Genomic DNA, 13,925 nt, shown 5'->3' on the forward strand with positions numbered 1-13,925 from the left:
TCCAATCCTAAGGTTGATTGCATTCTTGTCTTTATCTTGTTTCTGGGGGAAACTTTGACAATGTTTTTTTGACCAAGGCCCTCAATCTTTCTTCACGAACGCTCGGGGAAGCGTTATCGCGATAGCCACTTTCAGTGGAAGCCTGCCAAAACAATGCATCACGTTGGGCATCCACAAAATCAAATAGTATATGACGCTGTATTCCGGAATTTCCAATGGGCAATCCAAGGGAAACACCGCCACCCACATTTCTGCCCGTGCCACCAATACCAACACCCACGGCACTATTGGAACCACTGCGGTATTCACTGCTTTGAATGTTGATGAAAAAATCGGGCTCCTCGGCCAAACGGTACCCTTTGAGTTGCAAGGTGGAATCCAAAATTCGAATGAGGCGCCTTTCGTCTAATTGGCTCAAGCCCGAATCCAGATCAGAAAAATAATTGTAGGTGGTATAGCTGGTAAAGTCCGTTCCCCTATCGTAATCGTAATTGACCCGAATGGAGACACAAGAGGCCAATAGGCAGCACAATACAATAATCCATAGGTTTCGCATGGCAGATAAATCTGGATTACTTAAAAATAAGGATTATTTGGCTTGAGTGGGAGAACAGATGCCTTTATTCGTTCAATAGCGCCCAGAGCTTATCCTTGAGCTTCTGAATGCCCAATTGGCTTACTGATGAGATAAATAGATAATCAACATCCTTAAAATCGGCCTTCATTTCCTCTCGCATTTCCTCAATGAGCTCCTCATCCAACATATCGCATTTGGAAATGGCCACAATGCGCTGTTTGTCCAACAACTCCGGATTGTACCGTCTCAGCTCATCCAAAAGAATGGCATATTCCTGACTGATGTCCTTACTATCGGCAGGGATTAGAAAAAGTAAGGTGGCGTTGCGTTCAATATGACGCAAAAAGTAGTGGCCCAAGCCTTTGCCTTCTGCAGCCCCTTCAATAATTCCTGGGATATCGGCCATGACAAAACTTTGGAAATCCCGATGTTCCACAATACCCAAATTGGGTTTTAACGTGGTAAACTCGTAATTGGCGATCTTGGGCTTCGCCGAGGTCATCACAGACAGTAAAGTGGATTTCCCGGCATTGGGGAATCCCACAAGACCCACATCGGCCAAAACCTTAAGCTCCAAGGTTAAATGCACCTCCTGCCCAGGGATTCCGGGTTGTGCATATCTTGGAGTCTGGTTGGTAGGGCTTTTAAAATGCCAATTGCCGCGACCTCCCATTCCACCTTCCAGGACGATTTTCTCTTCTTGGTCCTCGGTAATCTCAAAAAGAACGGCATTGGTCTCGGTATCCCGTATCACGGTCCCAAGGGGAACCTCCAAATAGGTGTCGGCACCATCGGCCCCAGTACTCCTATTCTTGCTGCCATGTTCCCCATGACCTGCCTTAAAATGTTTTTTGAACTTGTAATGGACCAAGGTCCATAGGTTTTTGTTCCCCTTCACGATTACGTGGCCTCCACGGCCACCATCACCACCATCCGGGCCTCCCTTGGCAACATACTTTTCCCGATGTAAATGCGCAGAACCCTTGCCTCCGTTCCCGGAAGATACATGCACTTTCACATAATCCACAAAATTGCCTTCGGTCATGTCAATGGTTTTTTTAGCAGAAAGGTGAAGGGTAAAATGTTACCTCCGTCTTAGTCCAAAGCGTCTATTACCTTGCCCAAACGCTCGGTAATTTCTGCAATATCCCCAATTCCGTTTACGGAATGGAATTTCCCCTGCTTCTCGTAATACGCTTTTAAAGGGGCTGTTTTTTCGTTGTATTCATCAAAACGATTACGGATTTTGCTCTCATCTTGATCATCGGAACGGCCACTGCTCTTCCCTCGCTCCAACAAACGGGCAATCAACACCTCATCATCGGCTTCCAGGGCGATTGTGGCATTCACCTTCATATCCTTGGACTCCAAAAAATTGTCCAAAGCCTCTGCTTGTGCAGCAGTTCGGGGGAAACCATCAAAAATAAAGCCTGACGCTTCTGGGTTTTTCTCCACTTCGTCCTTTAGCATATCAATGGTGACCTCATCGGGAACCAAGTCACCTTTATCGATATAGGATTTGGCCAAATTGCCCAATTCCGTTCCGTTTTTAATGTTGTATCGGAACACATCCCCTGTGGAAATGTGTTTCAAATTGTACTTCTCTTTCAAGAACCCGGCCTGGGTCCCTTTTCCTGCTCCTGGCTTTCCAAAAAGCACTAGGTTGATCATATCTGCTTGGTTTAATTGGTATACTTCCCTCAAATTTCTACCCATTTCATTATAGTCCAGACCATAACCCACAATAAAATTATCCGGGATTTCCAATCCCACATAATCAATGGCGTATTCACCATTATAGATTTCGGACTTGTAAAAAAGGGCAGCAATTTTAAATTCCTTTACATTGGTCTGGGAGAACAGGTGCACCAATTGTTTCAATGTTCTTCCCGTATCGACCACATCCTCCAAAATAATGACGCTCTTTCCTTCCATGTCTTCCTGTACGTCCAACAAGGTCTCCACAATGCCTGTGGAGGTCAATCCTTGGTAGGAGCTCAACCGCACAAAAGAAACTTGGCAAGGGTGTTGATACGCCTTTAAAAAATCGGCCACAAACATGAAGGCCCCATTGAGCACCCCTACAAAAAGGGGGGTCTCATCCTTGTAGTCCTCCGCGATGTCCGCCGCCATCTTTTCGATGGCCGCAAGGATTTGTTCTTCCTTTAAGTAAGGTTTAAACAACTTGTTGTTTAGCTTGATCAACGTATCATTATTTTGGTCAGGTTGGCAAAGATAGCATTTTTTGGGGGTGGTATGCCCAGCATCTTTCATCCCTTCAAGGAATTCATGTATTTTTGCAGTCATTCCAATTTAATGATCCATGGATTTTTTCTCTTCCAATTTTAAACTCGGTATTTTAGGGGGTGGGCAATTAGGTAAAATGATGCTCTACGAAACCCGAAAATGGGACATTCATACCAAGGTCATGGATGCTTCACCCGAAGCGCCCTGTAAAATCTCCTGCAATGAGTTCGTGGAAGGCAGCCTTATGGATTTTGATGCTGTTTACAATTTTGGAAAGGATGTGGATGTCCTCACCATTGAAATTGAAAATGTGAATGTGGACGCCCTAGAGAAGTTGGAACATGAGGGCAAAAAGGTATATCCCCCGACCAAAGCGTTGCGGACCATACAAAACAAGGCCACCCAGAAATTGTTCTATACGGACCACAACATTCCAACGGCCCCGTTCATGCGTTTTGCCTATACCTCCGAGATAAAGGACAGTATTTCCAACGGTGGCCTCCAACTCCCTTTTGTTTGGAAAAGTGCCCAATTTGGATACGATGGCCAAGGTGTGAAGGTGGTTCGGAAAATGGAAGATTTAAACGGTCTTCCCAATGTGGAGTGCATTGCGGAAAAAATGGTGGATTTTAAAAACGAATTGGCCGTTATCGTAGCACGCAGCACCAAGGGTGAAGTAAAAACATACCCTGTGGTGGAGATGGAGTTTCACCCAGAGGCCAATCAGGTTGAGTATGTTATCTGTCCAGCTAGAATTGAGGATTCCGTGGCGCAAAAGGCCACTGAAGTGGCCCTCAAGGTGGCCGAACATTTACAACCCGTAGGGTTATTGGCCGTGGAATTGTTTCAAACGCAGGATGACCAAATTCTGGTCAACGAAGTGGCCCCACGACCGCACAACAGTGGACATTACAGCATTGAGGCCAGTTACACCAACCAATTTGAACAGCACATCCGGGCCATTTTGGGCCTCCCTTTGGGAAAAACGGATAGCAAAGTGGCAGGAATCATGGTAAATTTGGTCGGTGCCGAAGGTCATACCGGTGATGTGGTCTACGAAAATATGGACGCCATTTTGGAGATGGACGGGGTAACGCCCCATATCTACGGAAAAAAACAGACCCGGCCATTTCGTAAAATGGGACATGTGACCATAGTGGACGAAGATATGGCCAGAGCCCGAGAAGTGGCCCAAAAAGTAAAAGAAACCATCAACGTTGTAAGCAAATAACACTATGAGCAAAGTAGCCGTAATCATGGGAAGTACCAGCGACCTACCCGTTATGCAGGACGCCATCGATATTTTGAAAGAGTTCCATATTGAGGTGGATGTGGACATTGTCTCCGCACACCGAACCCCGGAAAAACTTTTTGATTTTGGTAAAACCGCCCATACAAAAGGATACTCGGTAATTATAGCCGGGGCAGGTGGAGCAGCACACCTTCCCGGAATGGTGGCATCCTTGTCCCCTTTGCCAGTAATCGGAGTCCCTGTGAAGAGTAGCAACTCCATAGACGGATGGGATTCCGTATTGTCCATATTGCAAATGCCCGGCGGGGTTCCTGTAGCTACCGTAGCCTTGAACGGTGCAAAAAATGCCGGCATCTTGGCCGCTCAGATCATTGGAAGTTCCAATAGCGAGGTTTTAGGCAAGATAGAAGCTTACAAACAAGGACTAAAAGACAAAGTCATTAAAGGCGCAGAGGAAGTGAAGAAAAAATAGTCCAAAAACCACATGAGCTATAACCAAATTGGAATTTTACTGGGGATATGTGCCGTTCTCATTATCCTTCTAACATGGAAGAGAATCCATAACCCATATCTAAAAAGTTTATGGAAAAGTGGATTATTGGCTTTTTCACTTTATGCAGTTCTTCTTATGGCAGTTGAAATTCGGTGGCACTATATTAAAGCTCATGCCGAAAGCTTTGACTTAAATGGCAATGGCTTTGTAGATTTAAACGAATATTCCGATGAGGCCCTAAAAGCCATGAACAGAGTTACGCAAGACACAGCAAGAGGATTTGCCTTCATCACTGTTGCTCTACTTTCCGGTATAATATCGTTTACATATTTATTGGTGGATTTCACCGTCATAAGATTGAAATCAAAAAACACAAGAATCAATTATGAATAATCCATTGTTGGAGCCATTTGACCAAGCTCCATTTTCCAAAATAAAAAGTGAACATTTTACCCCTGCCTTTCTTCAAGCCATTGAAGATGCCAGGGCAGAAATAAATGCCATTGTAGAAAACCCCGAAGCACCCACCTTTGAGAACACGCTGGAGGCTTTGGATTTTTCAGGACAACAATTGGACAGGATTTCCAGTATTTTTTTTAACCTGAATTCCGCGGAGACCAATGAGGAAATCCAAAAGATAGCACAGGAGGTATCCCCTTTGCTTTCGGAATTCAGCAATGACATCACCCTGAACCAACCGCTTTTTGAACGCATCAAAACAGTTTATGGGCAAAGAGAGAACCTCTCCCTCACCCCTGAGCAACAGACCTTATTGGAAAAACGCTATAAAAGTTTTAGTAGAAACGGTGCAAACTTGAACGAAGCGGATAAAAAAAGACTTCGGGAGATTGATACCGAACTGTCCAAACTAAAACTGAAATTCGGTGAAAATGTACTTGCCGAAACCAACAAATACGAAATGTTGCTGTCCAATGAAGAGGACTTACAAGGTCTTCCCGAAGGCAGTAAAGAGGCCGCTGCACAATTGGCACAATCCAAAGACAAAGAAGGTTGGTTGATCACCTTGGACTACCCTAGCTATATTCCTTTTATGAAATATGCCGAGAACAGGGCGCTTCGCAAGGAATTGTCTTTGGCATTTGGCAGCAAGGGATTCCACAATGATGCCTTGGACAATCAGGAAAATGTGCTCCAAATTGTTGCGCTTCGTCATGAACGCGCCAACCTATTGGGCTATGCCACGCACGCCCATTTTGTCTTGGAAGAACGCATGGCCGAAACTCCTGAAAAGGTGTTGGAGTTTTTGAATGAACTTTTGGAGAAAGCCAAACCTGCAGCGGAAAGGGAGTTTGCAGAATTGGAGGCCTATGCCAAAGAATTGGATGGTATTGACCAATTGGAAAAATGGGATAGTGCCTTCTACTCTGAAAAATTGAAACAAAAACTGTTCAATTTGGACGATGAAAAATTGAAACCCTATTTTAAACTGGAGAATGTGATCGGTGGGGTTTTCAAAGTTGCTGAAAAATTATTTGGCCTTATCTTCAAAGAGGTTTTTAATGTGGACAAATACCATGATGAGGTAAAGACCTATGAGGTCTATGACGATTCAGACAATTTTGTTTCCCTTTTTTATGCCGATTTCCATCCCCGTCCCGGAAAACGTGGAGGGGCTTGGATGACCTCGTACAAACCACAGTACACGCTCAACGGCAAGAATAGCCGCCCCCATGTTTCAAACGTATGCAACTTTACAAAGCCTACTTCTTCCAAACCCTCATTGCTCACCTTTAATGAGGTAACCACCTTGTTCCATGAATTTGGGCATGCCCTTCATGGAATGTTGGCCAATACGGTCTACCCTGGCCTTTCGGGAACTTCGGTATATTGGGATTTTGTGGAACTACCCAGTCAGGTAATGGAAAACTGGTGCTATGAAAAAGAGGCCTTGGAACTTTTTGCCTTTCACTACGAAACGGGGGAACTAATTCCTATGGAATTGGTGGAAAAAATAAAGGAGTCTGCCACTTTTCAAGAAGGCATGGCCACTATCCGACAATTGAGTTTTGGCTTTTTGGACATGGCTTGGCATGGTTCGGACCCATCCAACATCAAAAATGTAAAAGATTACGAAACCAAAGCCTTTGAAAGTACCGCTTTGTTCCCGGATACCGCAGAAACCTGCATGAGCACTTCTTTCTCCCATATTTTTCAAGGCGGGTATTCCTCTGGGTATTACAGTTATAAATGGGCCGAGGTTTTGGATGCGGATGCCTTTGCTTATTTCAAGGAAAAAGGGATTTTCAATAAAGAAATTGCGGATAGGTTCAAAGAACATGTGCTTTCCAAGGGAGGTACGGAAAATCCAATGGAACTGTACAAACGTTTTAGGGGTTCCGAACCTAAAATAGATGCCTTATTGGAACGGGCCGGGCTGCTGGAAACTAAGGACTAGCAGCACACAAAAAACGGCTCGTTACTTCCGCTGTTCCAAGAAATTATTCCTATGGTGGCAATGACCGCAAGCGCGCCCAGGGCTGAGGCCACAATGGTTCTTCCGACGGAATATTTCCGTATTCGGCTTTCGGTAATCATGGATTTCTGAATGGTCATCTCGGTGTTGTCCTGTACCACCACCAAGGTCGAATCGGTAACCGCTACAATAAGCACCTTTTCCATCTTACGGTCCCCCATCCTGATTTCATACCGCTTCCCAACCACATAATCGGGATTCTCGGTATTGAGTTGCTGATAGGTATAACAACTGTTGAGCAATATCAAAATAGACAATACATATGCAATTTTGACCATAACCGTAGCATCTAATAAAATGGTTACTTGCTGATTTTCATAAATTTACAAATAAAAACCACACGCCCAACCCATAGCTATTTCCATAAATCAAAAATTGACTCCCTGTTAATCTTAGATTAAAGGAACATTCCAATTGCCATCAATACCTTTCCTTTGAACGTTTTGCAACAAATTGGGTATAAGATCATTCGGTAAAATCCATTACTTTTGACACTTCTAACAACTATGGCCGAGCATCAACTTCATCCGGACAATTGGGTAGACCAATACGCAGATTATCTGTTCAACTATGCCGTGGCTCGCGTCAGTGATGCCGAAATTGCCAAGGATTTGGTACAGGAGACTTTTTTTGCCGGACTCAATTCTGCCAAAAACTACAAAGGTGATGCGGCAGAACGGACATGGTTGATTGCTATCTTAAAGCGTAAAGTCATTGACCATTACCGAAAAATAAATTCCAAAAAAGGAAAGGCAGAGGTTCGGATAAACTATACCGCCAGTTCAGATTCGGAGGGAGATTGGATCGAAGAACAAGTAGCGGACCCTTTCAGCCAAGATGGAGACAATACACTTGAGAATGAAGAACTGGGGGCGGCCATACAGGAGTGTATCTCCAAGCTGCCCCGTAAACAGGCCATGGTATTTCAAATGAAAACCATTCAAGGCATGAGCACTGAGGATATCTGTAATGAATTGGATATTAATCCGTCCAACCTATGGGTAATGATCCACAGGGCAAGAACGGCACTTATGGGTTGTTTAAATGATAATTGGTTTTAGCTATGAAGATTTCATGTGAAGAGGCATCACATATCTGCACCAAATCACAGTACAAGGAGGCCAGCTTTTGGGAAATCCTAAAGCTTCGCTTGCACATACTGTATTGCAAGACTTGTGAACATTACTCCAAGCGAAACGGCACCCTTACTTCTTTGTGCGATAGAGCGGGATTGAATGTCCTTTCCAAAGAAGACAAGGAGAGCATGAAAAAAGACTTGGAAAAAAGGCTTTAAAAAAGCCCGTTCAATACCCAAAAAAGCAACAACCACAAAATGGGCAGTCCTTCTACCCAAAACGAAGCAAAATAGCGTCCTTGCATCTTCCTGTGGGACCATAACACAACAACCAATACAACACCCAAGATCAATCGCATGACTATTTCATAGGGATGGATAACATCCTTGAAGAACGTCAACACAAAGAAAAGGACCACCAGAACCATTCCCAACTGCTGTGTACTTTTAACACCCAAAACCTGAGGCAGGGTCCTGAGGTTTTCATCATCCCATTGAAGGTCCCTTATTTCAAAGGGTAATATGAGCACCACCACCAAAATAAAACGTTGCAGGAACCATATCCACACATCCCAATCCAAAGGAACTTGGGCATCCATAATAGGTAGGAGCACCGTAAACCCAACCCAAACCAGGGCCACAATATAAATTTTAAAACCTCCCAAGTTTCTAAGGTTTTTGGCCTCGGGCAACAAGGGTACCGCATACAATGTGGACACCAGCCCCAAGAGCCCAATGGCCACCCATATGTCACGATCTAATTGAAGGAAGAAATAAACCGCAAAGCCAAAAGACAGAAAGCTGAAAACCTGTATGTATTTATGGTACACATTGGAAACAATCAGGTACTTATAGGCCTCCACCCCATACTTGATAAAATTGTAGCATACAATCACCCCAAAAAAGGTAAAGCCCATCAAGGAAAAATCCCAAGGAGCCTCCAACAGGTCAAAGGTGACCCCCATAAGTGAAACCACGGCAAGGGCTACATGCACACTGGCATCCAAATAGAAATCAAAAATTAATTTTAGGCTTCTCATCACACAAAACAGGAACACCCCTGCCCAAGGTTAATTGGTGGTTAACAACTTTGGTTTGGAGACTACCAAAATTGCTTATTTTCATTGAATTAATCCCTAATTTTGTGCACTTTATTGGATTGAACATGAACACAGAAACATTTGCCGCCAGACACATTGGCATTGCTGAAAATGACCTCTCCAAAATGTTTGGGACCATTGGGGTCGACAATATGGAGCAATTGATTTATGAAACCATTCCCGATGATATCAGATTGAAGGAACCCTTAAACCTTCCCAAAGGGATAAGTGAACATGAATTTTTGGCCCATATCCAAAAATTATCGGAAAAAAACCAGATTTTCAAAAGTTATATCGGATTGGGGTATCATGAATCCCTTACCCCATCCGTAATCAAAAGAAACATCTTGGAGAACGCAGGATGGTATACGGCATACACTCCCTATCAAGCGGAGATAGCACAGGGAAGGCTGGAAGCCCTACTGAATTTCCAGACCATGGTCAGTGACCTCACTGGAATGGAATTGGCCAATGCTTCCCTTTTGGATGAAAGTACCGCGGCCGCGGAAGCCATGACCATGCTGTTTGAGCTTCGGTCAAGGGAACAGAAAAAAAATGGAGTCGTAAAATTCTTTGTTTCGGAAGAAATCCTTCCCCAAACCTTGAGCTTGCTCGAGACCAGGGCCATTCCGTTGGGTATAGAACTGGTGGTTGGCAATCATGAAAACTTTGGTTTCTCCGAGGATTTTTATGGAACCATCCTCCAATATCCCGGTAAATTTGGCCAAGTGAACGACTATGCAGGGTTTGTACAAAAGGCCAAGGCCAATGAGATTAAAGTGGCTGTTGCCGCCGATATTTTAAGCTTGGTGCTACTTACCCCTCCCGGTGAATGGGGTGTTGATGTGGTTGTTGGAACCACCCAACGCTTTGGTATTCCACTGGGGTATGGCGGACCCCATGCCGCATTTTTTGCCACCAAGGAAGAATACAAAAGAAATATACCTGGTAGAATCATTGGAATCACCAAGGATACCGATGGAAACCGTGCCCTGCGTATGGCCCTCCAAACCAGGGAACAGCATATTAAAAGGGATAAGGCCACATCCAACATCTGTACGGCCCAAGTACTTTTGGCCGTAATGGCAGGAATGTATGCCGTTTATCACGGTCCCAACGGATTAAAATATATTGCCGGCAAAGTGCATGGACAAGCGTCACAATTGGCCAAAACATTGGAATCCTTTGGTTTTGAACAACTGAATTCCTGCTACTTTGACACCATTAGGGTCAAAGTAAAAAATAGCATCGCGTTGCGGGAAATCACGGAAGGTCATGGTATCAATCTTAATTATATTGATGCCGAAACGGTTTCCATATCCCTCAACGAGGCCGTTTCCGAAGAGGACGTTAAGACCATTGCTCTTTGCTTTGCGGAGGCCCACGGTATAAAAACACACGATGCAGTCCCCCTTGCTTCAGAAGGGATCATTCCAAATGCACTACAGCGTAAAACACCATTCTTGGAACATGAGGTGTTCAATGCCTACCATTCCGAAACGGAGTTGATGCGTTATATCAAAAAATTGGAACGAAAGGATTTGGCACTGAACCACTCCATGATCTCTTTGGGAAGTTGTACCATGAAACTGAACGCTGCCTCCGAAATGCTGCCTTTAAGCTGGGCACACTGGGGAAACATCCATCCTTTTGTACCCCTAAAACAGGCGCAAGGGTATCAGGAAATGCTCAAAGCATTGGAATCCCAATTGAACACGATTACCGGCTTTGCCGCTACCTCTTTGCAGCCCAATTCGGGAGCACAAGGAGAATATGCCGGGCTTATGGTGATAAGGGCCTATCATGAATCGCGAGGTGAGGGGCACCGAAATATATGTCTTATCCCTGCATCGGCGCATGGAACCAACCCGGCTTCGGCCGTTATGGCGGGCATGAAGGTCGTAGTGACCAAAACCGATGAAAAAGGGAACATTGATGTGGCCGATTTGGAAGAAAAAGTACAGTTACATTCCGAAAACTTGGCCGCTTTGATGGTCACTTATCCATCTACTCACGGCGTTTTTGAATCGTCCATAAAACAAATTACAAGATTGATCCACGAAAACGGCGGACAAGTGTATATGGATGGTGCCAATATGAATGCACAGGTTGGACTCACCAATCCGGCTACCATTGGCGCCGATGTATGTCACCTGAATCTCCACAAAACCTTTGCCATCCCTCATGGAGGTGGGGGCCCTGGAGTAGGTCCTATTTGTGTGGCGGAACAATTAAAGCCGTTTTTGCCAACAAACCCTGTGATTGAAACCGGTGGTGACACCCCTATATCAGCAATTTCCGCAGCGCCTTGGGGAAGTGCCTTGGTGTGCCTGATTTCATACGGATATATCAAAATGTTGGGAACAGGAGGTCTTACCAATGCCACCAAAGCCGCCATCCTCAACGCCAATTACATCAAAGACCGCCTCAAAGGCAAGTTTGATGTTCTCTATACCGGGGAACGTGGCAGGGCCGCACATGAAATGATCATTGATTGTAGACCGTTTAAAGCCAATGGCATTGAGGTTACCGATATTGCCAAAAGGTTGATTGATTACGGGTTCCACGCCCCCACAGTTTCATTTCCAGTGGCGGGGACACTTATGATCGAGCCCACAGAAAGTGAAAGTTTGGCCGAATTGGATCGTTTTTGCGATGCCATGCTATCCATCAGAAAAGAAATTGATGAAGCCAGTGCGGACAATCCCAACAACGTTTTGAAGAATGCCCCACATACCTTGGGAATGATCACCCATGACGTTTGGGAGTTTCCGTATAGTAGACAACAAGCTGCATTCCCATTGCCCTACGTGGCCGAAAACAAGTTTTGGCCCAGCATCCGAAGAACGGACGAAGCTTTTGGGGATCGTAATTTAATGTGCACCTGTGCGCCCATTGAGGCCTATGCAGAAGCATAGTTAAAATGCTGCATACATTGATAAAATGCCCTGTTTCAATTTGAGAATCAGGGCTTTTCTTTACACCCTGTCTTTAAAACCGTATCTTGGACATCATATTCCTTATTATGCATGCATAGTAAAAGTGGATAGGTAGCAGTACCTTATACGCATTAAAACCTCAACATGAAAATAGGTATCACCGGCACTGGAAGCCATATCCCTTCCTTGGTCACCAAAAACGAAGATTTTTTGGAGCATGAATTTCTGGAAGCGGATGGGTCTTCCTTTCATCAGGACAATGCGGTCACCATAGAAAAGTTCAAGGCCATTACCGGTATCCAGGAACGGCGTTATGCAGACCCCGATTTAAAGACTTCGGATTTAGGGTTCATTGCCGCAGAAAAAGCGCTTGTAGATGCCAAAGTGGACAAAGAAACTTTGGATTATATCATTTTTGCGCACAATTTTGGGGACATGACCTATGGAAAAATCCAAGGCGATACCTTGCCCAGTTTGGCCACTCGGGTAAAACATCTGTTACAAATTAAAAATCCCCGCTGCGTTGCCTATGACGTCATCTTTGGCTGCCCAGGTTGGATTGAGGGGACCATACAGGCACACGCTTTTATCAAAAGTGGAATGGCCAAAAAATGTCTGGTCATTGGAGGGGAAACCCTTTCCCGTGTTGTAGATCATCATGATAGGGACAGTATGATTTTTTCCGATGGTGCGGGCGCCACCATTATTGAAGCCAATCCCGATTCCGGAGAGATACTTTCCCATGTATCGGCCACCTATGCCAATGAGGAAGCCTATTATCTCTATTTTGATAAGACCAACTCGGCCCAAGGTTGTACGGATACCCGATATATTAAAATGCAGGGGCGAAAAATCTATGAGTTTGCCTGTACCCATGTTCCCCAGGCCATGAAAGATTGTCTGGACCAAAGCGGTATTGGGATTGATGAGTTGAAAAAGATATTCATCCATCAAGCCAATGAGAAGATGGATGAAGCCATTGTAAAGCGTTTCTATAGGCTTTATGGTAAAGAGGTCCCTGAAAACATTATGCCCATGAGCATCCAAAAACTAGGAAACAGCTCTGTGGCCACGGTTCCTACGCTGTACGACATGGTATTGAAAGGTGAACTTCCGCAACATCGATTAAAAAAGGGAGATGTTGTTATCTTTGCAAGCGTTGGTGCCGGAATGAACATCAATGCCATTGCTTATAGATACTGAATGTACGAGAACAACTTTCCCAACAAACGCTACAAACATACCTTGGCGTTTTTGCAAAAACATGTGAATCCCTCCGAATCCATTTTGGATCTGGGCGTGGAAAATCCATTTTCGGAAATCATGAAATCCCAAGGATTCCAAGTAGAAAACACCCAAGGAGAGGATTTGGACGTGAATTTTGGCGTGGTTTCCCAATCCAGTGCTGAAGTGGTCACTGCCTTTGAGATATTTGAGCATTTGGTGGCCCCGTTCAATGTACTAAAGGAAGTCAAGGCCCAAAAATTGGTGGCCAGCATTCCCATGCGACTCTGGTTTGCATCGGCCTACAGGAGCAAGACAGATCCTTGGGACCGCCATTACCACGAATTTGAGGATTGGCAATTTGATTGGTTGTTGGAAAAAGCCGGATGGACCATAAAAGATTCCGCCAAATGGACCAACCCCACCAAAAAAGTTGGGATACGCCCCCTTTTACGCCTTTTCACGCCACGGTACTACATCGTCTATGCCGAACGGTGATTCTCATCAATTTACAATAGACAATT

Annotated in this window: 14 protein-coding genes; 9 read left to right on the forward strand and 5 right to left on the reverse strand. The window is 44.7% G+C overall.

The features are described 5' to 3' along the window. Positions 1–31: 31 nt before the first annotated feature. From F8C76_RS09085 to F8C76_RS09095, 3 genes are all read right to left on the reverse strand, one after another. Positions 32–556, reverse strand: a complete 525-nt coding sequence (locus F8C76_RS09085) for a DUF4136 domain-containing protein (protein ID WP_129653272.1) — start codon at positions 554–556, stop codon at positions 32–34. A 64-nt stretch (positions 557–620) separates the two neighbouring features. Continuing rightward, on the reverse strand, positions 621–1,622 hold the full coding sequence (gene obgE / locus F8C76_RS09090; RefSeq protein WP_152131369.1) for a GTPase ObgE: 1,002 nt from the start codon (positions 1,620–1,622) through the stop codon (positions 621–623). A 50-nt stretch (positions 1,623–1,672) separates the two neighbouring features. Continuing rightward, positions 1,673–2,782, reverse strand: coding sequence for an adenylate kinase (locus F8C76_RS09095; RefSeq protein ID WP_152131502.1), 1,110 nt, complete (start codon positions 2,780–2,782; stop codon positions 1,673–1,675). Between the two features lie 118 nt (positions 2,783–2,900). Between F8C76_RS09095 and F8C76_RS09100 the strand changes: the two genes are divergently transcribed. The 4 genes from F8C76_RS09100 to F8C76_RS09115 are packed head-to-tail and all read left to right on the forward strand — an operon-like array spanning position 2,901 to position 6,985. Then, positions 2,901–4,055, forward strand: coding sequence for a 5-(carboxyamino)imidazole ribonucleotide synthase (locus tag F8C76_RS09100; protein WP_152131370.1), 1,155 nt, complete (start codon positions 2,901–2,903; stop codon positions 4,053–4,055). Between the two features lie 4 nt (positions 4,056–4,059). Further along, complete coding sequence (gene purE / locus F8C76_RS09105; RefSeq protein WP_152131371.1) at positions 4,060–4,548, forward strand: 5-(carboxyamino)imidazole ribonucleotide mutase; 489 nt, start codon at positions 4,060–4,062, stop codon at positions 4,546–4,548. 12 nt (positions 4,549–4,560) lie between these two features. Continuing rightward, on the forward strand, positions 4,561–4,962 hold the full coding sequence (locus F8C76_RS09110) for a hypothetical protein (RefSeq protein WP_152131372.1): 402 nt from the start codon (positions 4,561–4,563) through the stop codon (positions 4,960–4,962). After that, entirely contained in the window at positions 4,955–6,985 is a 2,031-nt protein-coding gene (locus F8C76_RS09115) for a M3 family metallopeptidase (RefSeq protein WP_152131373.1), read from the forward strand. Before F8C76_RS09110 ends, F8C76_RS09115 begins: the two co-directional genes overlap by 8 nt. Here F8C76_RS09115 and F8C76_RS09120 read toward each other — a convergent pair. Beyond that, the gene (locus F8C76_RS09120) at positions 6,982–7,341 is read right to left on the reverse strand and encodes a hypothetical protein (protein WP_152131374.1); all 360 of its coding nucleotides are present in this window, start codon (positions 7,339–7,341) and stop codon (positions 6,982–6,984) included. The two genes, F8C76_RS09115 and F8C76_RS09120, sit on opposite strands and share 4 nt — an antisense overlap. A gap of 228 nt (positions 7,342–7,569) precedes the next feature. Between F8C76_RS09120 and F8C76_RS09125 the strand changes: the two genes are divergently transcribed. Then, a complete protein-coding gene (locus F8C76_RS09125; protein ID WP_152131503.1) occupies positions 7,570–8,124 on the forward strand; it encodes a sigma-70 family RNA polymerase sigma factor in 555 nt (184 codons plus the stop codon). A 2-nt stretch (positions 8,125–8,126) separates the two neighbouring features. Continuing rightward, complete coding sequence (locus tag F8C76_RS09130) at positions 8,127–8,357, forward strand: hypothetical protein (RefSeq protein WP_129653278.1); 231 nt, start codon at positions 8,127–8,129, stop codon at positions 8,355–8,357. Here F8C76_RS09130 and F8C76_RS09135 read toward each other — a convergent pair. Continuing rightward, the gene (locus F8C76_RS09135; RefSeq protein WP_152131375.1) at positions 8,354–9,178 is read right to left on the reverse strand and encodes a UbiA prenyltransferase family protein; all 825 of its coding nucleotides are present in this window, start codon (positions 9,176–9,178) and stop codon (positions 8,354–8,356) included. The genes F8C76_RS09130 and F8C76_RS09135 overlap by 4 nt on opposite strands. A 125-nt stretch (positions 9,179–9,303) precedes the next feature. On the opposite strand from F8C76_RS09135, the gene gcvP reads away from it, so the two are divergent. The 3 genes from gcvP (at position 9,304) to F8C76_RS09150 (ending at position 13,899) form a co-directional block, all read left to right on the forward strand. After that, the gene (gcvP, locus tag F8C76_RS09140; protein WP_152131376.1) at positions 9,304–12,156 is read left to right on the forward strand and encodes an aminomethyl-transferring glycine dehydrogenase; all 2,853 of its coding nucleotides are present in this window, start codon (positions 9,304–9,306) and stop codon (positions 12,154–12,156) included. A gap of 165 nt (positions 12,157–12,321) precedes the next feature. Continuing rightward, positions 12,322–13,380, forward strand: coding sequence for a 3-oxoacyl-ACP synthase III family protein (locus F8C76_RS09145; protein ID WP_152131377.1), 1,059 nt, complete (start codon positions 12,322–12,324; stop codon positions 13,378–13,380). Beyond that, on the forward strand, positions 13,381–13,899 hold the full coding sequence (locus F8C76_RS09150) for a class I SAM-dependent methyltransferase (protein WP_152131378.1): 519 nt from the start codon (positions 13,381–13,383) through the stop codon (positions 13,897–13,899). Positions 13,900–13,925: the final 26 nt, after the last annotated feature.

It is taken from the genome of Flagellimonas olearia (assembly GCF_009184425.1).
Taxonomy (GTDB): domain Bacteria; phylum Bacteroidota; class Bacteroidia; order Flavobacteriales; family Flavobacteriaceae; genus Flagellimonas; species Flagellimonas olearia.

What these genes read in the sequence shown, in the direction of transcription:
- F8C76_RS09085 (WP_129653272.1), bottom strand. Translation starts at nt 556, where the DNA reads ATGCGAAACCTATGGATTATTGTATTGTGCTGCCTATTGGCCTCTTGT.
- obgE (WP_152131369.1), bottom strand. Translation starts at nt 1,622, where the DNA reads ATGACCGAAGGCAATTTTGTGGATTATGTGAAAGTGCATGTATCTTCC.
- F8C76_RS09100 (WP_152131370.1), top strand. Translation starts at nt 2,901, where the DNA reads ATGGATTTTTTCTCTTCCAATTTTAAACTCGGTATTTTAGGGGGTGGG.
- purE (WP_152131371.1), top strand. Translation starts at nt 4,060, where the DNA reads ATGAGCAAAGTAGCCGTAATCATGGGAAGTACCAGCGACCTACCCGTT.
- F8C76_RS09110 (WP_152131372.1), top strand. Translation starts at nt 4,561, where the DNA reads ATGAGCTATAACCAAATTGGAATTTTACTGGGGATATGTGCCGTTCTC.
- F8C76_RS09115 (WP_152131373.1), top strand. Translation starts at nt 4,955, where the DNA reads ATGAATAATCCATTGTTGGAGCCATTTGACCAAGCTCCATTTTCCAAA.
- F8C76_RS09120 (WP_152131374.1), bottom strand. Translation starts at nt 7,341, where the DNA reads ATGGTCAAAATTGCATATGTATTGTCTATTTTGATATTGCTCAACAGT.
- F8C76_RS09125 (WP_152131503.1), top strand. Translation starts at nt 7,570, where the DNA reads ATGGCCGAGCATCAACTTCATCCGGACAATTGGGTAGACCAATACGCA.
- F8C76_RS09130 (WP_129653278.1), top strand. Translation starts at nt 8,127, where the DNA reads ATGAAGATTTCATGTGAAGAGGCATCACATATCTGCACCAAATCACAG.
- F8C76_RS09135 (WP_152131375.1), bottom strand. Translation starts at nt 9,178, where the DNA reads ATGAGAAGCCTAAAATTAATTTTTGATTTCTATTTGGATGCCAGTGTG.
- gcvP (WP_152131376.1), top strand. Translation starts at nt 9,304, where the DNA reads ATGAACACAGAAACATTTGCCGCCAGACACATTGGCATTGCTGAAAAT.
- F8C76_RS09145 (WP_152131377.1), top strand. Translation starts at nt 12,322, where the DNA reads ATGAAAATAGGTATCACCGGCACTGGAAGCCATATCCCTTCCTTGGTC.
- F8C76_RS09150 (WP_152131378.1), top strand. Translation starts at nt 13,381, where the DNA reads ATGTACGAGAACAACTTTCCCAACAAACGCTACAAACATACCTTGGCG.